Origin of the sequence: Butyrivibrio sp. INlla21, assembly GCF_900116875.1 — a bacterium.
GTDB lineage: Bacteria > Bacillota > Clostridia > Lachnospirales > Lachnospiraceae > Butyrivibrio.
The window spans coordinates 22,719-43,189 of the sequence record NZ_FPCC01000023.1; the positions used below are offsets into that span (position 1 = coordinate 22,719).

The window sequence follows — 20,471 nt, forward strand, 5'->3', positions numbered from 1 at the left end:
AAAAATGTATATATAGAATACCTTATTTTAACTTGAGTGACAATGCGTATTGATCTTGAGAAACTTTGATTATCACATTTCTGGTATTCTTGGTCGTGCCGAGAAGCCCAAACGCCTCAGAAAACAGCGCTACACCGAACTTCAGCTTGCCATGGCATCTGTTTTCGACAGCTCTGTCGATCTCGTTCATGATACTTGCCATAACTCTTTCTCGAAGTCCCCATGTATCAAGAAGCGATAAGATCTCATCAACGGTAACACACGCCATAACGGTTCTGACCTGACTTGATGTACCACCGACGATTGCTGTATGAGCCGCAAATATCTCTCTTCTTCCGTCGGATGCATAGGAATTGGTATTCATAATTCCCGCAGCAAGCTTAACAAGCTTACCCGCGTTTCCTACAAGAAGAATGCTCTCTATTCCCGCATTAACGGCAGCGTCGATTGCAAAGCCGGGGAAATTAAAGCAATATATGGATGTATTAAGAGACACATGAAGGTTTCTGTATACGTCGTCGGCGCAATAATTACCGGGAGAAATGATAAGGTTGTTAACTCCCATCGCCATCTGTTTCTCTATCTGATTCTCTATGGAACCTACGATATCTCTTTGGTGAACCTGAGATACCGTTCCGCATTCACCCATGATGGTAATTCCGCCCGCAAAAGCGCTCTGTCCGACTGACTGCTTGGCAGCTATCATCATTCCCTCGGGACAACTTACGGTGATAAGAAGAAGCTGAGCCCCGTCCGCAGTTTCACATACATTGGCAACGGAATCAAAGATCATATTCCTTGCTTCTTTTTCAATAAGCGCTTCGCCTCTTTTAATACCCGGAACACCGTCAAAAGCAATACCTATGCCTTCTCCGCCCTTAATGAAAAGATTGCCGTATCTTGTATCAACATGTACACTATCATCAACTTTACGAAAATCCGTTATCTTGGAAACATCAACATGAATCTCGGCGCTCTCTCTTATATCCGGAGCTGCTCCGCCCTCCATGATGGCATAGAAATGAGCGTGATCCTCATCACAGTCATCTTCTACCTTGTAAACGGAAATAGTTCGTGAATTACCGCCCTGATGTTTGATCGTTACAAACTCGTAGTCGATTCTGAAAAGCAAACAAGCCGCAGCCGCTCTTGCAGCAGCTGCAGCACAATCTCCGGTTGTCAGTGGGCTAAGAATCAACCCTGCGTTTCTAGCCACATTACTATCCATACGTTATCCTCGCAAACTTTTTTCGCTTGTTATTATAATAAAATTATACTATATTTCGTTTGTAAGTTATTTATTATTTCGATTTACTTTATGCTTAATTTATAATTTGTCCATACTTTGTACAAATCTATTACTTAATATAATACTATCAGAAGTGAAAACTTCTGACTCCCCCAACAAAACTTTTTTCATACCGGGTCGATTGGCTCCCCACCGGTCGACCCCTCCTCCCAAAATTCCGCACCTAACCGATAGGTGCGTTTTTTTTTGTAGAGCACTTGCTGAGGTATTTTCGAAGCTAGTGCGAACAACGCAACTACACTTAACGAGGTTCTTTCGAGTTTAGTGTGGCTTGCGTCTCCTTATCACGCTGTAAGCGCTTGTGCTTCATTGGGAGTTTCTTTTACTTCATCAACCGAAATCTGATCCGTCTTTCTGGGGGCTCTTACTCCAAAGCTTCCGTTATATCTGATCTCTTTGAGAATCTTACGTACGTTCTTGGTATCTTTTGCGATCTGCTCAGCGCTTTCGCAAATAACAGTCGGAACGCCGCTTCCGCTCATCTCTACGCGAAGCCCTGCATCCTTAAGTGCCTTGAATGCCTTTAATTTATCTGTTGTACTTATCTGATCTAATTCGTTATCGTTCTTTGCCATATATATTGTGCCTTTCTTATTTTCTACACACAATATATCACATTTCATCGGCGTTTTCAAACGTTTGTTCTCCAAAATTCGTATATGCTTTTATAAAAAAGTCCTTGTCACTCTGACTTTCAAGAAATGCTTCGTCATCAGACAGATAGTAGCTGTTTCCGCTCGCAGAATAATTGTTTTCAAAGCTTCCCGTAAGGTTCTTCCACTCATCATAATTCTTGGGACTTATATTATCGGCCGCAGCTTCAAAGACAAGCTGCTGTTCACGCACGGGCTTTATGACTACAAGGAAGGTATCTCCCTTTTTAAGCTCTATGCCGCTGATATCGGAGTTCTTATCGTCTTCCGTGTCCTGTCCCGCATCAATCGGAAATGTATGAAAACCTGCACTTACAGCCGAAATCTTCTGCGCATACACAGGCTCTTTTAACTTATTCAGATCGATCTTACCATCCGTTACTTCCGCATTCTTATAGATTTCTGCCTCATACTGCCCGTAGCAATCAAGACTCATAAATCCGAAAGCCTTCAGGGTTTCATCAGCCTGTGCTTCATACATTACTGCGTATGGCTTATCGGTATTTTTATATGCAAAAACGGTATTTAGTGAATCATCAAGAGTGCTCTCCAAGTTGGTAAGAAAGCCCGCCACCTGATAATTGTTGTCATAAAAATCACTGTCACTCTTTGCCGCAACGGAATATGCGGAAATACTGTCTATAGACAACGTGTCGTCATAATACGAAAGATAAAAGAAGCCCTTGTCTCCCGCCGTATCTCCCCAGCTGTTCTTGCAAAGCCAAGCTCCGTTTCCGAAAGGTCTTGAGCTGAAATTGGCGGCGCTGTAATCATCATCCCATCCGATTATTGAAATCTCGTGATCGGCGGTCGGAATCTTCTCATCTTCAAAAAATGAATAGAGCGATCTGTGACTGTTTTTCCAAAACTTCTCAGCGGAGTTTACGCCTGCGGTAACAGCTCCGTGCTTAAGGATCATTCTTTTTATAAGATCGTTGTTTGAAATATCGCCTCTCACCTGACTTACGTCCTGCACATGAAAATCGGCGTCATATGCTCCGGAAGGCTTATCCTTGTTGTCCTTAAACAAATATTCGCTGCCGTAAATACTCTTAAATGCGTTGTTGCCTTTCTCGTAAACAGGGCCTTTCCACGCGGTAAGAAGACTTATACAATAATCGGTAACTCCGCCGACAGCGACGTAACCTGTGTCATAATCAAATATCCAGGCGTTTTCTTCGTTATCGGGATTTACAAGCACTCTGTAATCGTCATCAATATATCCGCCGACAGAACCTGCTGTTTTATGCACGTTGTAATACGCAAGATGCTTTTCCGAAAGATTAAGATTCTTATATGAGATATCTTCGTGGTTCTTTAAAATATCACTCTCGATAGCTCCTATCGCCGCATACGCCCAGCACAAATATGAATAGCCCTGGTCTTCCGGCGCAGTCACATAGCACTTACCGCCATCGTTTCGCGCATCGTATTTACTTGGAAGAGGTGTAGATAAAAGATATTCCGAATCGATCGGAGTTACGTCCTTATATTCATCATTTGCAAAAAAGGCTTCTTTTCCGGCATCTGAAACCGTAACAGCCTCGTTTATGACACATATATCATCAGCATCCAATTGATCCACGATCTCTTTTGCCGATTGATTTTCGGAAGCCTGACCGGAACCACTGTTTCCCTGCTCTCCTTCAGAAAACGAACCGCCGACACCGGGATCCTTTTCGCCTGAAACAAGCGAAAGCTGGTCGTCTTCCGGAACATCGACAACCGTTACCTCCCCGTCTCGTCTTGCGGGATTGAGGGGCTTTTGCTCCCTATGCATATGTGTAGAAATTCCCAAGGCAACTGCTGCGATGAGAATTGCAGATAATCCTAACGCTAAAACCGCCTTTTTCTTCAAGTCCTTATCCCTCACGCTGCTAATTTTGCTTATTTTAAATAAGTTGTATTAAATGAACCGAATATTGACTGCGTTATATCTTTTGCAAATGCTTCATAATCAAGATAGTGAAAGCCGCTCTTCCAGCCGTCTACCACTTGAAGCATTGGGTACTCTTTTCCGTTAACTCTCCAGATGCTGTAGCCTGCGACTACGATCGTGTGATCCTTGTAAAAGCCCCTTGCTATGTTCATGATAACAGGTCTTCCGCTGTCTATCTCTTTTTTGATGTGTCTGTCAAAGCTGAAGATGTAGTGACCTTTGCACTTAGCTTTGATACCGTATTCTTTAAAAGCTTCTCTTGATATACCCGAGATAAAAAAAGGTACTGTTCCGCGTTTGTCGCTGTAGCCGTAGCTTTCCGCTATCTCTTCAACCTTTTTGTAAATGATATTTATTTCACCCGGAATACTCTGAATCTCATTTTTTTGTCTGTAATAATCGATCACTCTCGTAACCGCCACTACAGAGCAGTTCCTTGTGCGTCTTCCGCTTATTGTTTCCATGGAATCCGTGTTGATGGAAAGAGGACGACCTCTTTTTATCATGGTACCCATCTTCCCGTACTGCTGCATAAGATAGTGCTGAATACTGAGAATTCCGCCGTATGGTTTCTTTTTCATGCCTATTTTCCTGTAAAAATATTAGTTGTTACTAATGATTATAGCTCATTCTGTGGCTAAATATGATTATTTTGTGATTTTTTTGCGAACTTTATGTTTTTTGGAATATTTAAATGTATAATGAAGCTAGCTTAAATGCATTACTTAATAGGGAAGGAAGCGAGGAGAATAACTCTATGAACGTATCGCCACGATCCTCAGATTCAGTTAGCCTCGGTTTAAATACTTATCACGATATCATTAAAGCTCCGGCAGTGGACCCTTTAACCGGTTTATGTTCCAAGGAACAATTTTTCTTACTAGCTAAAGACTTTGATAGGAAGCACCCTCTCGAGGGCGTTGATGCTATAGTTCTTAATTACAATAAATTCCACCTTATCAATGAGTTATACGGAAGAAAGTTTGGAGATAAAGTCCTTTGTGCAATAGCGGATTGCGTATCCGAGACTGCCAAGGAACACGGGGGCATCGCCTGCAGATATGATGCTGATAAATTCTACATGTACATCAAGCATCAGAAGAGCTACGAATTTTTGATACATCAGGTATCTGATAAACTTGCACATATGATGAAGACCCCTGACATTCGCGTCAGGATCGGTATATACCCCGATCTCTTCAAGGATGCAACCATTGAGCAGCGCTTTGACAGAGCAATGCAGGCTTGCAATTCCATCACTAAGGGGCACGCTACCTGTTACGAGATCTACGATTCCAAGATGCATGAAAAAGAAATGTTTGAGGCAAGGCTGCTGGACAGCATTGGCTCTGCTTTTGCTGAAAATCAGTTCTCTCTTGCTTTTCAGCCTAAGTACAACGTACACGGTAATCTCCCCAAGCTTACGAGCGCTGAGGTTTTGATCCGTTGGAAGCATCCGGAATTCGGTCTTGTTAAGCCTGATTTCTTCATTCCTTTATTTGAAGAGAACGGTCTTATCAGACAGCTCGACAGATATGTATGGCGCGAGGCTGCGGCACAGATCCGCAGATGGAAGGACGAACTTGGATATTCAATTCCTGTATCCGTCAACGTTTCACGAGTTGATATCTTCGATCCCGACATTATAGATTACCTCAAGCAGCTCATTAAGGATTACGATATTGAGACCGGCGATCTTCATCTTGAGATCACTGAGACCGCTTATACAGATAATGTTGAACAGATTGTTTCTGTTGTAAAAGAGCTCCAGAGAGAAGGCTTTATGGTTGAGATGGATGACTTCGGTAAGGGCTATTCATCAATCAACATGCTAACCAATCTTCCACTCGATGCTCTTAAGCTCGATATTGGATTTATAAAAGATATAACCGAGAACAACAAGGGCAAGAACTTACTCGGATGCATTCTTGAGATTGCCAAGCTTCTCAACCTCACGGTAATCGCCGAAGGTGTTGAGAACTCCAAGCAGTATTTCCTTCTTAAGAACGCCGGATGCGATGAGATTCAGGGCTTCTATTTCTCAAAGCCCCTTGCATCGACAGAATTTAGAAATCTTCTGGTTTCGGAAGCATAAGATTATTTGATCAAAATAATAAGCATGGCTTAGATATAATTCCAAGCCATGCTTTTATTTGTGTAGATATGAGTGTATATATGATCAGTCCGAGAAATTGTAATCAATCTGGATATCAACATCATAGTCAGGATACAGCTCTCTTGCTCTCTTAAGAACAGCTGCATGTGTTTCAAATTTGTTCTTGGCTTCGATGTTAAGTACAAGATCAAAACGAATCTCTTTTGTCTCAGAGTTCATATAAAAACCGTGTGTAGAAAGCACATCGGGATAATCCTTGATCAGCTCACGTATCTTTAAGTGAGCTTCCTTTGCCGCTTCATCATTGGTATTTGATGAATAAATAGATATTCCCGTCATGCTGATACCTTTTTCAATGAAGACTTTCTTAGCGATCTCGCGCTCTATACGGTCGATCTGAACCGCGTTCATGGTATCATCAACTTCGATATGCGCCGAGCCCATAAGGCTTTCGGAACCGTAGTTATGTACAACAAGATCATACACTCCCTTTACACCGTCAACACTTCTGATCACATGCTTGATCTCTTTTGACATCTCATGAGTTATTCTCTCACCAAGCAGTTCACTGATCGTATCCTTAAGTGTCTCGTAGCCTGTCTTAATAATGATGAAAGCAATGATCACACCGATGTAAGCCTCAATACTAAGTCCTGTAGTGATAAAGATTAATGCTGCGGCTAGTGTTGCGGTTGATATGATCGAATCATTAAGTGCATCCTTTCCCGATGCAACAAGTGAATCCGAATCTACTTTCTCACCGGTCTTCTTGGTAAATAAGCCGAGTGCGATCTTAACCACTATAGCCGTCGCAACTATTATAAGTGCAGGAACGCCGTAATCAGGTACTTCGGGATGAATTATCTTTTTAACGGACTCGATAAGCGATGTAATTCCGGCGTAGAGAATGATAACACCGATAACAACAGCTGACATGTACTCTATTCTGCCGTATCCGAAAGGATGCTTCTTATCGGGCTCTTTTGCCGAGAGCTTCGCTCCTATAATAGTAATGATCGATGACATCGCATCGCTTAAGTTATTTACCGCATCCATCGTGATAGCAACGGAATTGGAAAGGATTCCCACAAACGCCTTAAATGCCGATAATATGAGATTTGCTACAATTCCTATTATTCCGGTTCTTACTATCGTTTTCGTTCTGTCCATACTTAGCTCCTTATATTAAAATGAATAGATTCCGCCCTGATCCGACTTCTGCCACTGCTTGTCGCCATCGATACCAAAGTCAAGAAACTGTTTGGTTTTCTCATAAAATGAGGCATTATGATATTCTATTGAAACAGTATTACCGTTTTGTGTTTCTTCACTGTAGTTTACGATCACTACTCCGTTATCAACTCTGTAGATATCGTCTACTTGGAAACCTTCATTTCGTATCTCCGAGGCAAGATCAATTCCGCATATTGAAGCAAGCTCATCTTCGGTAATGGAATGCGCGCCATAGTAGCAAAAATCCTGCTTATCTTTATCAAAGTAAGCGTAGTAATTCTTCCACGTATGTCCCGTAGCCATCTTCTCGCTCTCATCTGCCCCGATCTCATATTCAACACACATATCATAGGCAGGGTGAGAAACCAAAAAATCATCAATCTTTTCGTCGGTATATAAGTAACCTGTTCCGGATATACGTGATTTTTCACATTTTCCGTTTTTTACGAAAAATATTTTCGAATATGCTTCTGATATATAAGCTTCCGTCAGCATAACAATTTTCACATTTTCAACCGTCATTGGCTCAAATACAGATCCTTTTTCATTCACGGCTATATTCTTTTGTTCTAAAACCTGCTCGCATGAATCATCGCTTACAAACCATAAACTGCCATTGCTTCCGATGATCTCATCCGGCTCTCCGCCAAGAAAAACAAAAGCCTCTTTATCTCCGTCTCCGTCAAAGTCATCAACAAGAGATTCCTGCACATCCATAGGTACATTTCCGGCCACAGATAAAGCCTTACTGATATAAGGATCATCTACGCTCTCCTGACCTGCTGATGTTGCAGTGTCGCCGGCATCATCCGATGTTGCTGCGCCTGTGGCATCCTCAGTAACATCCTGCAAAGTTAGCTCCTCTTGGCTCGTCTCTGCGGTTTCCGCATCGATCTCTTCCCCGCATCCTGTAATCGAGCACAACATCAGGCCTGCCAAAACAGTGGCACTTACTTTATTTAATAACTTCTTTTTCATCATCTCTTACACCTTTTCCTTTTATAAACATATTATCAAACAATGGAATTATATCACAGTATACCTTTCTTCTTGAAAAAAGAATTCAAAACCATGATAATTATTCTATGGGCAAAAAAGGCGAAGACATAAACATAACTTCAAAAGAAGCCGCAGAAATGCTGGGAATATCCAGGGCGACGATCGCCAATTGGATCAAACTCGGAAAACTGTCCGGTAAAAAAAAGGGAGAAAGATATATTCTCTCTTTATCTGATGTCCAAAAAGCCAAGAAAGCCCTTGAATCATCTTCTCTTTTACAAAGTAGGAGAAACAAGAGCTTATCTGAAAAAAACTTTATCCCAAAGTCCTATATAAGCAAGAAATCCCCTAATTACAAGCATATCAAGAAGCTCATTTCTTATATTATGTATAGCGAACGAGGCATCGACATCGCCGATCTCATTACCTTCTATGCCCTTACCATGCTTAATCGTAACGGCGTAAGCTCGGATTATTACAAGCAGCTGATCTATGATCTTCTCCATGTTAAAAGAGATGACCACGCAACGGAAGCGAACTTTGAAAACGCTGTAACAGCTCATCTTAAAGAAATCATGAACCTTGGTTTTGTGTTGAACGACTATCCGCTTACATATATTGAAGGCGAAGATACTCTGGGAATGCTCTACATCTCGCTTCGAAGACTCCGTGACAAAAAATCAAAAGGGGCATATTATACTCCGTTTTACGCAGTCGACACCTGTCTTTCTAAGTTAAAAGAGATATCCCCCAATAATGCCAAGATTCTCGATCCCGCCTGCGGAAGCGGAAATTTTCTTATAAGGCTTCCCAAAAACATACCAATAGAAAACATCTATGGCTGCGACATCGATAAGATTTCCGTATGCATAGCAAGGATAAATCTCGCGCTCAAATACGGCCTTAAGTCCCAGGAAAGCGCGGATGTTCTTATGAATAACATTAAGGAAATGGACTTCCTTACATCTGAAACTGCAGACAAAAGAGCCGACGACAAGCCGTTTTCTCCAAATAGCGGTTTTGACGTGATCCTCGGTAATCCGCCGTGGGGCTACTCTTTTAGCTCATACGACATAAAACGATTAAAAAAGTTTTTTCCTTTGCTTTCGTCAAGCGCAAGGCCCGAATCATTTTCTCTTTTTATAGAAAAGGGCCTGTCTGTATTAAAAGATAACGGTACGCTTACATATCTTCTTCCCGAGACACTTCTCGGATCTGATATGTATCTTTCTATAAGAAAAGAGATCCTGTCAAAAGGCTGTGTCACAGGCATTTCTTACCTTGGAGATATTTTCGACAAGGTTCAGTGTCCATGCATTATTTTGACTGTCAAAAAAGGTGCCTCCGGTAAAGCCTCCGCAGTCGCTAATCATGAAGATATAAATATTTCTTTTTACAAAAGAAAAGCAGGACTATCCAAAATTGATGATTTTAAAGCAGCATCAGACAGATTATCAGAAAGCTCTTTTCATATTTTATGCGGAAGTAAAGACTACGAGCTGATAAAGAAAATAGAGAGTTCAGAACACTTTACGTTAAAAGATAAGGCAGATTTTGCACTCGGAATCGTAACGGGAAACAATAAAAAGCTGTTGTCGGATGTTTGCTCAAAGGGGTTCGAACCAATAGCAAAAGGAAGTAATATCAACTCTTACGTGGTTTCCGCCCCGGCGTCGTACATTGTATATAACCCGGATGAATTCCAGCAATGCGCGGACGAGTGTTATTACAGGGCAAAAGAAAAACTTCTGTACCGTTTCATCTGCAGCAGACCCGTATTTGCTTACGACGACACGGGATTACTTTCTTTAAACAGTGCAAATATCATGATACCGAAAGTGCCAAAATACACTGCGCTATACATACTCTGCGTACTTAATTCGCCAGTAATAAGCTATTATTACAAAAACTCTTTTAAGAATATGAAAGTACTTCGCTCTGCTATCGAGTCTCTTCCGATCCCCGTATGCGATGCAAAAACTATTGAAGAGATCACAGAGCTTGCCAAAGAGCTTATAAGTTCAATAAAAGATGCACGATCGGAAAGCAATAAATCCTACGTAAGCACTTCTATTGCTGACAACATAGATCATAAGATTGCATATTTATACGGACTAAACGATAAAGAATATCACTATATCTGTGAAAAATGCAAGGAAAAACAAAGTTTATAAAAATTAGTTTACTTTTACAGTTTAAAGTGTTATAGTGTAAATCGAATGTTTTATACGGAGGTAATTTATTAATGTCTTTTGAATATATACAAAAGCTTCCCACACCCGATGAGATAAGGGATGAGATTCCTTTACCCGATCAGCTTGCAGTTCTTAAAAAAGAAAGAGATGCAATGATCTCAGACGTGTTTACGGGAAAAAGCGATAAATTTCTTGTTGTTGTAGGCCCTTGCTCTGCAGACAATGAGGATGCCGTTTGCGATTATGTTTCAAGACTCGGCAAAATAAACGACAAGGTTAAGGACAGACTTATCCTTATTCCCAGAATATATACCAACAAGCCTCGTACAACAGGTGACGGCTACAAGGGAATCACTTCTCAGCCGGATCCCGAAGGAAAGACAGATTTCCGCGCAGGTCTCATTGCCATGAGACACATGCAGATAAGAGCTATCGAAGAATCAGGTCTTACTGCTGCGGATGAGATGCTGTATCCCGAGAACTGGGGCTACATGGCTGATATTCTCTCCTACGTTGCTATAGGTGCTCGTTCAGTTGAGGATCAGGAACATCGTATGACAGCCAGTGGTTTTGACGTTCCCGCAGGAATGAAGAATCCCACAAGCGGAACCTTCAGCGTAATGCTTAACTCAGTATACGCTGCTCAGCAGTCTCACTCTTTCGTATACAGAGGCTATGAGGTTAGGACCAACGGTAATCCTCTTGCACACTGCGTACTTAGAGGATCCAGCAACAAGCATGGTCAGTCAATTCCGAACTATCACTACGAGGATCTCAGTTTACTTCTTTCTCTTTATGAGGAGCGCAACATTGTAAATCCCGCAGCTATCATTGATGCGAACCACAACAACTCCAACAAGCAGTTCAAGGAGCAGATCCGTATTGTGAAAGAGGTGCTTCACTCAAGAAATCACAATCCCGAGATCAAGAAGCTTGTTAAGGGTGTTATGATCGAGAGCTACATTGAGGAAGGTTGCCAGAAGATCGGTGAAGGCGTATACGGTAAATCCATCACGGATCCTTGCCTTGGCTGGGCCGACACAGAAAGACTTCTCCTCGAAATGGCAGAGAATGTATAATAAAAAACGTATAATAAAAGAAAAGGCGGTGAATTATTCACCGCCCTTTTTTATCTTAATCTTGCCCATTCATAAGGATCTTTACTTCTATCCTCTTTTTCTATATATCTGCTTAGTGTATTACTGTCATTAAATCCCAGCATATCCTGAATAGATGAGATATCTGCGCCGTTATCGACCAGATGAGCGGCGAAAGAATGACGCAATGTGTACGGAGTTATATCAGAGCTTACTCCGGCTTTTTTGACATAAGTCTTGATAAGCTTCCAGAGCCCTTGACGACTCATTGGATTACCGTCGCAGTTAAGAAATACCGTCTTTTCTTTTTCTATATCTTCTCCTTCACAAAGCTGCGCCCTTGCATCAAGAAGATAATGCATCATCGCATCTTTTGCCATCTTTCCGAAGGGAATGATCCTCTCGGCCTTATTTTCTTTTCCCTTATTAAGTCTAAGACATCCTATGCTCAGATCGATATTGGAAAGCTCCAGAGCGACCAACTCACCGGCCTTAAGTCCTGTTGCGTATAAAAGCTCGAGGATTGCCTTATCTCTTACGCCCTTGGCATTTTCCGGGAATTTCTGAGACAAAAGAGCCTGAACCTCGGTCTCTGAAAGGATCCTTGGCTTGGATGTCACAGCTTTGGGACTTTTTAAGACTATGGCAGGGTCATCGGAAATATTGCCGTTCTCTACCATGTACCTAAAAAAAGCCTTCATAGAAGTGTTGTGCCTTATGATCGATGACGGCGCAAAATTCTCTTCCCGAAGGCTTGCAGCATAATCCATGAGACGATCGCCGGTGATATCTGAAACGGAGGTAATCCCGCGTTTCTTCATATATCCGGCCATCCTCTCCAGATCACGCCTATATGAAATAATCGTATTGGTTGAAGTCTTTTTTACACCTGTAAGGTAATCTACAAATTCTTCAATCTGTTCATTCATACATTTCAGTTCTCTTCAACAATCTTGCAGATCTTAGGATAAACATTGAGGCAATCGAAAGTTGCAAAATAGTCCATAGGTTTTTCTGCTCTTCTTATAAGCTTGAAGCTTCCGTCCTTCTGCAGAAGAACTTCGGCACTCTTAAGCTTACCGTTATAATTATAGCCCATTGAATAACCGTGAGCTCCGGTATCGTGAATAAAGAGATAATCTCCTTTTTCAATCTTGGGAAGCTTTCTGTCTATAGCGAACTTATCATTATTCTCACAAAGTGAACCTGTTACATCATAAACCTGATCGCAGGGCTCATTCTCTTTTCCGAGAACCGTGATGTGATGGTAAGCACCGTACATAGCAGGTCTCATAAGGTTAACCGCACATGCGTCAACACCGATGTACTCCTTGTATGTGTGCTTCTCATGAATAGCCTTGGTCACGAGTGCACCGTAAGGTCCCATCATGAATCTTCCCATTTCTGTATAGATCGCAACATCGTCCATTCCTGCGGGAACAAGAATCTTCTCATACTGCTCTTTTACACCCTGTCCGATAGCATAGATATCATTGCCTTCCTGATCGGGCTGATAAGGGATTCCTACGCCACCTGAAAGGTTAATGAATGCAATCTTGGCTCCTGTCTTCTTCTGAAGATCTACAGCGAGCTCAAAGAGCTGTCCCGCAAGCTTGGGATAATACTCGTTGGTTACAGTGTTACTTGCAAGGAAAGCGTGAATACCGAATCTCTTGGCACCTTTCTCCTTGAGGATCTTAAATGCCTCATAGATCTGCTCAGTTGTAAGTCCGTACTTGGCATCTCCCGGGTTATCCATGATCCCGTTACTCATCTGGAAAACTCCGCCGGGATTGTATCTGCATGAGATAGTCTCGGGAATCTTACCGATCGACTTCTCAAGGAAATCAATGTGTGTGAAATCATCAAGATTGATGATGGCGCCAAGCTTATCTGCAAGAACAAACTCCTCTGCGGGTGTATCGTTTGATGAGAACATGATCTCATGTCCCTGCGCTCCTACAGCGCCGCTAAGCAAAAGCTCAGTCTTGGATGAGCAGTCAAAGCCACATCCTTCCTGTCTTAAAAGATCAAGTAATACGGGGTTGGGATTAGCCTTAACCGCAAAATACTCCTTAAATCCTTTATTCCATGAAAAGGCTTCATAAACCGCCTTGGCATTCTCCACAATGCCTTTCTCATCATAAAGATGAAAGGGTGTAGGGATCTTCTTTGCGATCTCTTCTACTTTTTCCTTTGTTACAAATGGTTTTTTCATAATATCCTCCCTGTATTAAATATTCTCTATTTGCCAATCAATCGGCGATAAACCGTTATTTGCCAAAAATTCATTGCACTTACTGAAATGCTTGCATCCAAAGAACCCTCTGTAAGCCGATAACGGGCTGGGATGAGGTGCCTCCAAAATAAGGTGTTTGGGATTGTTTAGCATCGATTTTTTCATCTGTGCGGGCTTACCCCACAGCATATAAACAATAGGCCTGTCCTGCTCGTTTACGGCCTTTATAATGGCGTCGGTGAACTGCTCCCAACCTCTTCCCTTATGAGAATTGGCCTGATGAGCTCTAACTGTCAGAACAGTATTTAAAAGAAGTACTCCCTGATCTGCCCATTTCTTGAGATAACCGTTATTGGGAACATAGCATCCAAGGTCATCGGAAAGCTCCTTGTAAATATTTACAAGTGACGGCGGTGTGTCAGCCTTACCGGGCAATACGGAAAAAGATAATCCGTGAGCTTGTCCGGGCTCGTGATAAGGGTCCTGTCCCAAAACAAGAACCTTGACCTTATCAAGCGGAGTAAGATGAAGCGCGTTAAAAATATCCTCTGAAGGCGGATATATCACGCTCTTACTGTATTCGTCTTTTATAAAGCTATAAAGCTGCTTGTAATATGGCTTCTTAAACTCATCGGAAAGAGCATCAAGCCACATCCCCGTGATCATCGACATTAGTTTAGTTCACTTCCCGTCAGCAAGGTCTGACAGGAACTCCCTTTCCTTTAAGATAGTTTTTAACTTCTGATATCTCAAGCTCCTTGTAATGGAACAAAGAAGCTGCCAGCGCCGCATCTGCCTTACCTTCCGTAAGCGCATCGTAGAAATGCTCCAAAGTGCCCGCTCCGCCCGAAGCGATAACGGGTACGTCAACTGTCTCCGCTATTCTTCTTGTAAGCTCTATATCATAACCTGCCTTGGTTCCGTCACAGTCCATACTGGTTAAAAGAATCTCTCCCGCGCCGAGGTCGACCGCTTTCTTGGCCCACTCTATAGCGTCAATTCCCACATCGATCCTGCCGCCGTGCTTATAGATATTCCATCCGCTTCCGTCAGCTCTTTTCTTGGCATCAATAGCAACAACCACGCACTGACTTCCGAATTTATCGGCTGCCTCAGCGATAAGCTCGGGTCTGTCGATAGCTGCCGAGTTCATTGAAACCTTATCGGCACCTTCTCTTAAGATTGCTCTTACATCGTCGACAGTCCTGATACCGCCTCCTACCGTGAAAGGAATGAAGACTTTTTTGGCAACTTCTCTTACCATGTCGGCAACTGTCGCACGTCTTTCATTGGAAGCCGTGATATCAAGAAAAACAAGCTCATCGGCGCCCGCTTTGGAATACGCCTCTCCGACTGATACGGGATCACCTGCGTCCTTGAGATTAACGAAATTTATTCCTTTTACAACTCTGCCGTTATTAACATCAAGGCAGGGTATAATTCTCTTAGTAAGCATATCTTCTCCTTAATAGATTTATACAGCAAGAAAATTCTTAAGTATCTGCATTCCGACATCCGCACTCTTCTCGGGATGGAACTGACACGCAAATACATTGCCGCTCTCAACGGAAGCATCTATCGTAACGGAATAATCCGTTGTGGCCGTAACGATGCCCTTGTCTGCCGCATTAAGATAATAGGAATGAACAAAATAAACATAAGGATCTTCCGGAAGGTTCTTAAAAAGCTTACCTTCTCTGGGAAACTTAAGACTGTTCCAGCCAATCTGAGGAACCTTGTAGGCATTACCTTCTTTGTCGGTTCCGGGAATAAGCTGTATTTTTCCACGCAAAATGCCCAGGCCGTCAGCTCCTCCAAGTTCCTCACTGGAATCGAACAAAAGCTGAAGTCCCAGGCATATTCCTAAGAACGGGATCTCTTTATCGACCACTTCACAGATTGATTCTCTGATCCCGTATTGATCTATTCTCTTCATGGCATCGGCAAAAGCACCGACACCGGGAAGTACCACGCGATCGGCTCTGTATATTTCCTTGGGGTCTCTTGTAACAACAGTCTCTGCACCAAGATACTGAAAAGCCTTCTCTACGCTCTTTATATTACCTGCATCATAGTCTATTATTGCAACCATTCGGCATCAAACTCCTTATTATTCTTTCGATGCCTTCTGCAATCACATGTGGCTTATGACTCCGTGTCAAAGCCGACTATTTCCATAAGCTTGATAGTATAATCTCTATCCTTTTTGATAGAATTGATCTCCGCAATCTCATCTTCGGAAAGACCATAGTTCTCTGAAAGCAACGATTCTATACTATCGTACACGCTCTGAACTTGAATTTCAACATTAAACTTCTGTGCTTCCGTCAATAATTCGTCCTTACTGCGTTTCGCCATAAGAAGCATGTCGAGAGCTTCGGTTTTCTTGTCCATCGCGATGTAGTTCTCATATCCGTCCAGATATCTCTCTGCCCACGCAATAACTCTGGCCTGTTCATACATTGTGCTCTGCTCGGCAGTATGCTTCTTTCCGTACCAAAGCTTATATGTTGTGGCATAGTCTCCGTGCGTATACGCTCCCTGTGCCCTCTGTGAGGAAATTCTCTCGGGAAGTAAGAATGCGGGAAGACAAACAAGTATTCCGAGGCTTGCTGCAAATATCGCGGATAATATAATTTTCTTGGGAGCCATAGCCTTTTCGGGAACGCCGGGTTCCTTAGGAGGCTTGGGCTTTTTCTCCTTCTTGGGCTTCGGAGGTTTTTCCTTCTTGGGTTTTTTCTCCTTTTTGGGCTTTTCCTTCTTAGGCTTTTTCTCTTTTTTCTTTTTCTTGGGATTCCCCTCTTCCTCGCCAAGTTCATTAAGAACCTGCTGATTCTCATCGGTAAGGCTCGCAAGCTCTCCTCCTGCGGGAACTTCCTCGTCCTCTTCCGTGAGAGTCTTTAACAGCTTGGTAAGAAGGCCCTCCTTCTTTTCTCGGCTTGATCTGTGCGGAGTTGCAATTCCTATATCGGCTGCCCCGCCGCCTACGCCTTCAGAAAGGCCTGCCAATGCGGAGAGACCGGGATCTGCTCCGAGATCGTCAAAACCTTCTTCAGTAAGAGCACCCAAAATATCATTCTTGGCAGTATCGGGATCTTCCGGTACTCCCAGTTCCTCATCAAGATGAGCGGTATTTTCTATATCTTCAACCTCATCGTTGGCGAGGCTGTTCATAAGTGCATCAAGATCCGGAATGGATATATTGTCATCAGACTCGGATTCACGTGAAGGTGACTCAGGTGCAACACTCTGTGCCGGTTCCGGAGTATCTCCGCTTACAAGCTCAGCAATCTCTCCATCTATGGAAGATCCGCTTCCCGTGTCTGTTTCAATCAGTTCATCAAGACTTGCTTCAAGATCTTCAAGATTGATATCATCCTCAGATATCGCTTCAAGACCTGATAAAAGAGAATTATCAAGCGTTACGACTTCGGCATCCTCAGTAATCGCAATACCCGGGGTGACACCGCCTTCCTGATCCCCTCCCTCTTCGGGAGCGGGCTCCTCGGTAAATGCCTCCATAAGCGCTCCAAGGTCTGAAATTTCATCTGTATTATCTATAGGATCGCTTGCGCCTGAAGCTTCTCCAAATTCCTGTTCCTGCTCTTTATCTAGAATATCACTAAGGCTCTCTGCTCCGGCTTCTGTAGCCTCTGTAAGGCTGTTTCCGGGCATATCATCAAGAAGATCGGTAAGGATCTCTTCAGGTGTCTGATCGGCATCTGATTCTTTTTCAACAGCAACTCCGCTGTCATCCGGAAGTGTGATCTCCGGGGCCATCTCAAGCAAAGAATCGGTCTCCTCAGACTCATCTATAATCGGAGCCTTGGCCGCTTCCTGCGGAGTTTCTTTTTCCTGAGTAAAATCTATGTCAAAATTTTCGTAGGTCCCGTTTTTTATGCTCTCATCCATGCGCTCTGCATCGGCTATAGCTTCATCAAGAGCAATCTCCTCGGGATCTCGCACATCCTCATCCGAAGGATCGTCTCCCACCTTAAATGAAGGAAGAGAAGCATCCGAAGGCTTGGCAATATCATCCAAAAGGTTCGCCATGTCATCATCGATGATCTCGTCCGCATCCAGTTTATTTAGAAGATTACCGATCTCTTTTATATCAGCATTGCCGTTTGCATTATCTATAAGCGCACCAATATCCCCTGATTCGTCATTCGACGTTGGATCAGAGGTACTCTGTTTGGTTTTGGAAGCCATTCTGCTAAGGGCTGATTGAGGATTATTATTATTTGATTGTGCAAAGTTCAGTAAGCTGTCGAGATATTCCTCATCATTAGACTTCATAGTCATCTACTCTCCTGCAAAATATAATCAACGGAATTCATTTTCACAGAATCCGTTTTTTCTTTTATTTCAGGTGTTGCCTGGTAGAGCTTCTCATGTACTCTGATAAGATGAGCCTTCTTATTAAGCGATACAACATTTTCAAACGGGAGCCTTACTACGGTCGGGTATTCAAGTCCTACACCAAGTTCCAGCATTACCAATTTGAAATTGAGTGTACGCGAAAGAAATGTAAGATAATCACTCCATCTATCTTTGTACGCTATTTCGTTATAATTAATTTTACTATATTCAGGACGTTTTTGGTTAATATATAACTCATTTCCTTCAAAAAAAGCTTTTTTAAAAGAAATATTCTTATCAAAAGAGCCGTTATCTTCAGTAATTATCTTATGTATCGCGTTTACGGTCTCCATAAAATCAGGATTCTTATCGGCTGCAAAAAGTTCTCCGTCAGCGCTGTCCGTTTGAAGATACATGTAATTTCCGCAAGGATAAACGCAGTTTTTAACATCAAAGCCGAACATCGGAGCATCCCAAAGACATATATCACTTACCAAAAAGAACTTTTTATCACCAATAAGCTTAAGAAGTCCTTTGTAAGCCTCTTCTATCTTTTCATCGTTGTTGTAATATGCATATTCGTATTCAACAATGGGCTTTAGCCAGCTGTTTTCTTCTATGCTGCAATAATCCAATATTTCATTATATCTATCGTCTTTTTTTATAGCATTCTTAACCCAGTTCCACTCGCTGCCTATGCCTATTATCAGTCTGTCAGCATCTGCAATGAGCTCTTTTAAATTTCCGGTCATTATTAAAACTCCAAGGATTTATTTTATTTATACATAAAGAACTCCCTTTGGGGCAGTCCTGAAAACGTGTTTTCATAACTGAGCCAAAGGGAGATAAAGTCAGATATTATTAACCAGCTTCAGATGCATTAACAAGTTCGTCGATTACAGATACAAGATTGCCGATCTCGGGCTTGGAAAGCTGTCTGTCGGCTCCAAGTGATTCTCCTTTTCTTCTCATTTCCTCATTAACAAGTGATGAGAAAATAATAAGAGGAATCTTCTTGGTTGCGTCATCGTCCTTTACAAGCTTGGTGAGTCTGTGGCCATCCATGATGGGCATCTCAATATCGGTGATGATACATTTGATTTGATCAAGCTCACCTCTGTCCTTACACTGTTTAATGTAATCATATGCAAGCTTACCGTTCTCGAAATGTCTTACGTTGTTGTAACCTGCTTTATTGAGCGAATCAACAATAAGCTTATTAAGAAGCTGTGAATCCTCTGCAAGAACAATCGGAACTTCGTTTCTGGGACGTGATCCGATGTCTGAAAGAGCATCCATATTAAGACCCGTATTGGGATTAATGTCGGAAACAATTTTCTCAAAGTCGAGAATAATGATAAGCTGATTCTCAAACTTGATAATACCTGTTGAAATACTCTCCTCAGCCTTTGAAATTGTAGCATTGGGCTTGATGATGTCGGCCCATGATACTCTGTGAATACCTACAACCGAATCAACATGGAAAGCAATATCAAGTTTGTTGAAGTTGGTAACAATGAAAAGTCCGCCGGGCTTTGATGCGCCCCTCTGAAGGCAGTTTCTAAGATCAATTGCAGTGATCATAGTATCACGCGGCATAAATATGCCTTCAATACTAGGATGAGCGTTAGGAACTGGCGTCACCTCCTGGTATACAATTATTTCCTTGATCTTAGCTACATTGATACCATAACAATGGTCATCAATCTTAAACTCAAGGACTTCTAACTCGTTGGTTCCGTTTTCAAGCAGGATTTTTGATTCCATTCTCTCACCTCACGTGTAATATTGTATTGAATTGTGATTATTAATTCATTAAGAAAAATACTTTATTACGACTTATATTATATTGAATATCTTAGTTTAGTATAGCATAATTTTCTGAAAATAAATATAAAAAAACGAAAAAGACGGGCATTTGACCGTCTTTTAAGAATTCATTTATAAGTTTTTTATATTTTTCTTTATTTGTTCAAAAAGCAAAGAAAAAACTTGTACTTTCAAAACCGAACACTGAATATTTCCAGATAATTTCTATACAGGTGAAGTTCTGCTCTCGACTATTTCATAGTCTCGCCAGAACAACACTCGAACTAGATTCGGCCATGCCTCATCAAGTTCTCCTAGTTTGGATAAGCCCTCGACCTATTAGTACACATCAGCTGAACATGTTACCATGCTTACACCTTGTGCCTATCTAACCTCGTACTCTCCAAGGGGTCTTACTGCATACGCAGGGATATCTCATCTTGAGGGGGGCTTCACGCTTAGATGCCTTCAGCGTTTATCCCTTCCGGACGTGGCTACCCAGCCTTATGCATCTGGCGAT

17 protein-coding genes and 1 rRNA gene are annotated in these 20,471 nt (G+C 42.2%); 3 read left to right on the forward strand and 15 right to left on the reverse strand.

What is annotated here, in order from left to right; genetic code table 11:
• Positions 1-22 precede the first annotated feature (22 nt).
• The 4 genes from cbiD to BM377_RS12285 all read right to left on the reverse strand — a co-directional run bounded on the left by cbiD (position 23) and on the right by BM377_RS12285 (position 4,482).
• Complete coding sequence (gene cbiD / locus BM377_RS12270) at positions 23-1,228, reverse strand: cobalt-precorrin-5B (C(1))-methyltransferase CbiD (protein WP_092248799.1); 1,206 nt, start codon at positions 1,226-1,228, stop codon at positions 23-25.
• Between the two features lie 365 nt (positions 1,229-1,593).
• Positions 1,594-1,884, reverse strand: coding sequence for a hypothetical protein (locus tag BM377_RS12275; protein ID WP_143104510.1), 291 nt, complete (start codon positions 1,882-1,884; stop codon positions 1,594-1,596).
• A 37-nt stretch (positions 1,885-1,921) separates the two neighbouring features.
• Positions 1,922-3,820, reverse strand: a complete 1,899-nt coding sequence (locus BM377_RS12280) for a C1 family peptidase (RefSeq protein WP_092248805.1) — start codon at positions 3,818-3,820, stop codon at positions 1,922-1,924.
• A 29-nt stretch (positions 3,821-3,849) separates the two neighbouring features.
• Complete coding sequence (locus BM377_RS12285; protein ID WP_092248808.1) at positions 3,850-4,482, reverse strand: C39 family peptidase; 633 nt, start codon at positions 4,480-4,482, stop codon at positions 3,850-3,852.
• Between the two features lie 176 nt (positions 4,483-4,658).
• On the opposite strand from BM377_RS12285, the gene BM377_RS12290 reads away from it, so the two are divergent.
• The gene (locus tag BM377_RS12290) at positions 4,659-5,996 is read left to right on the forward strand and encodes a putative bifunctional diguanylate cyclase/phosphodiesterase (protein WP_158588931.1); all 1,338 of its coding nucleotides are present in this window, start codon (positions 4,659-4,661) and stop codon (positions 5,994-5,996) included.
• Between the two features lie 84 nt (positions 5,997-6,080).
• Here the strand turns inward: BM377_RS12290 and BM377_RS12295 are convergent, their stop codons facing one another.
• Positions 6,081-7,187, reverse strand: coding sequence for a cation diffusion facilitator family transporter (locus BM377_RS12295; protein WP_092248814.1), 1,107 nt, complete (start codon positions 7,185-7,187; stop codon positions 6,081-6,083).
• A gap of 15 nt (positions 7,188-7,202) precedes the next feature.
• A complete protein-coding gene (locus BM377_RS12300; protein ID WP_092248817.1) occupies positions 7,203-8,231 on the reverse strand; it encodes a hypothetical protein in 1,029 nt (342 codons plus the stop codon).
• Between the two features lie 104 nt (positions 8,232-8,335).
• Between BM377_RS12300 and BM377_RS12305 the strand changes: the two genes are divergently transcribed.
• Positions 8,336-10,423, forward strand: a complete 2,088-nt coding sequence (locus BM377_RS12305) for a TaqI-like C-terminal specificity domain-containing protein (RefSeq protein WP_092248820.1) — start codon at positions 8,336-8,338, stop codon at positions 10,421-10,423.
• A 71-nt stretch (positions 10,424-10,494) separates the two neighbouring features.
• A complete protein-coding gene (locus BM377_RS12310; RefSeq protein ID WP_092248822.1) occupies positions 10,495-11,523 on the forward strand; it encodes a 3-deoxy-7-phosphoheptulonate synthase in 1,029 nt (342 codons plus the stop codon).
• A 50-nt stretch (positions 11,524-11,573) separates the two neighbouring features.
• Here the strand turns inward: BM377_RS12310 and BM377_RS12315 are convergent, their stop codons facing one another.
• The 9 genes from BM377_RS12315 to BM377_RS12355 form a co-directional block, all read right to left on the reverse strand.
• Positions 11,574-12,470: a tyrosine-type recombinase/integrase gene (locus BM377_RS12315; RefSeq protein WP_092248825.1), complete on the reverse strand. Its 897-nt coding sequence runs from the start codon at positions 12,468-12,470 to the stop codon at positions 11,574-11,576.
• A 5-nt stretch (positions 12,471-12,475) separates the two neighbouring features.
• Positions 12,476-13,762: a diaminopimelate decarboxylase gene (locus BM377_RS12320; protein WP_092248828.1), complete on the reverse strand. Its 1,287-nt coding sequence runs from the start codon at positions 13,760-13,762 to the stop codon at positions 12,476-12,478.
• Positions 13,763-13,774: 12 nt separating this feature from the next.
• Entirely contained in the window at positions 13,775-14,452 is a 678-nt protein-coding gene (locus tag BM377_RS12325) for a uracil-DNA glycosylase (protein ID WP_092248832.1), read from the reverse strand.
• A 19-nt stretch (positions 14,453-14,471) separates the two neighbouring features.
• Complete coding sequence (hisF, locus tag BM377_RS12330) at positions 14,472-15,236, reverse strand: imidazole glycerol phosphate synthase subunit HisF (RefSeq protein ID WP_092248835.1); 765 nt, start codon at positions 15,234-15,236, stop codon at positions 14,472-14,474.
• Between the two features lie 18 nt (positions 15,237-15,254).
• Positions 15,255-15,872, reverse strand: a complete 618-nt coding sequence (gene hisH, locus BM377_RS12335) for an imidazole glycerol phosphate synthase subunit HisH (protein WP_092248838.1) — start codon at positions 15,870-15,872, stop codon at positions 15,255-15,257.
• A 53-nt stretch (positions 15,873-15,925) separates the two neighbouring features.
• Complete coding sequence (locus BM377_RS12340; protein ID WP_092248841.1) at positions 15,926-18,079, reverse strand: hypothetical protein; 2,154 nt, start codon at positions 18,077-18,079, stop codon at positions 15,926-15,928.
• A 2-nt stretch (positions 18,080-18,081) separates the two neighbouring features.
• Positions 18,082-18,894: a hypothetical protein gene (locus BM377_RS12345; RefSeq protein ID WP_092248844.1), complete on the reverse strand. Its 813-nt coding sequence runs from the start codon at positions 18,892-18,894 to the stop codon at positions 18,082-18,084.
• A 109-nt stretch (positions 18,895-19,003) separates the two neighbouring features.
• The gene (locus tag BM377_RS12350; protein ID WP_092248847.1) at positions 19,004-19,909 is read right to left on the reverse strand and encodes a chemotaxis protein; all 906 of its coding nucleotides are present in this window, start codon (positions 19,907-19,909) and stop codon (positions 19,004-19,006) included.
• A 361-nt stretch (positions 19,910-20,270) separates the two neighbouring features.
• Positions 20,271-20,471, reverse strand: a 23S ribosomal RNA gene (locus BM377_RS12355); the annotation flags it as partial.

Bases quoted from the DNA above. Each gene is read 5' to 3' on its own strand.
- BM377_RS12350 (WP_092248847.1), bottom strand. From the start codon at position 19,909: ATGGAATCAAAAATCCTGCTTGAAAACGGAACCAACGAGTTAGAAGTC.
- BM377_RS12285 (WP_092248808.1), bottom strand. From the start codon at position 4,482: ATGAAAAAGAAACCATACGGCGGAATTCTCAGTATTCAGCACTATCTT.
- BM377_RS12315 (WP_092248825.1), bottom strand. From the start codon at position 12,470: ATGAATGAACAGATTGAAGAATTTGTAGATTACCTTACAGGTGTAAAA.
- BM377_RS12340 (WP_092248841.1), bottom strand. From the start codon at position 18,079: ATGAAGTCTAATGATGAGGAATATCTCGACAGCTTACTGAACTTTGCA.
- BM377_RS12310 (WP_092248822.1), top strand. From the start codon at position 10,495: ATGTCTTTTGAATATATACAAAAGCTTCCCACACCCGATGAGATAAGG.
- hisF (WP_092248835.1), bottom strand. From the start codon at position 15,236: ATGCTTACTAAGAGAATTATACCCTGCCTTGATGTTAATAACGGCAGA.
- BM377_RS12275 (WP_143104510.1), bottom strand. From the start codon at position 1,884: ATGGCAAAGAACGATAACGAATTAGATCAGATAAGTACAACAGATAAA.
- cbiD (WP_092248799.1), bottom strand. From the start codon at position 1,228: ATGGATAGTAATGTGGCTAGAAACGCAGGGTTGATTCTTAGCCCACTG.
- hisH (WP_092248838.1), bottom strand. From the start codon at position 15,872: ATGGTTGCAATAATAGACTATGATGCAGGTAATATAAAGAGCGTAGAG.
- BM377_RS12345 (WP_092248844.1), bottom strand. From the start codon at position 18,894: ATGACCGGAAATTTAAAAGAGCTCATTGCAGATGCTGACAGACTGATA.
- BM377_RS12305 (WP_092248820.1), top strand. From the start codon at position 8,336: ATGGGCAAAAAAGGCGAAGACATAAACATAACTTCAAAAGAAGCCGCA.
- BM377_RS12290 (WP_158588931.1), top strand. From the start codon at position 4,659: ATGAACGTATCGCCACGATCCTCAGATTCAGTTAGCCTCGGTTTAAAT.
- BM377_RS12325 (WP_092248832.1), bottom strand. From the start codon at position 14,452: ATGTCGATGATCACGGGGATGTGGCTTGATGCTCTTTCCGATGAGTTT.
- BM377_RS12295 (WP_092248814.1), bottom strand. From the start codon at position 7,187: ATGGACAGAACGAAAACGATAGTAAGAACCGGAATAATAGGAATTGTA.
- BM377_RS12300 (WP_092248817.1), bottom strand. From the start codon at position 8,231: ATGATGAAAAAGAAGTTATTAAATAAAGTAAGTGCCACTGTTTTGGCA.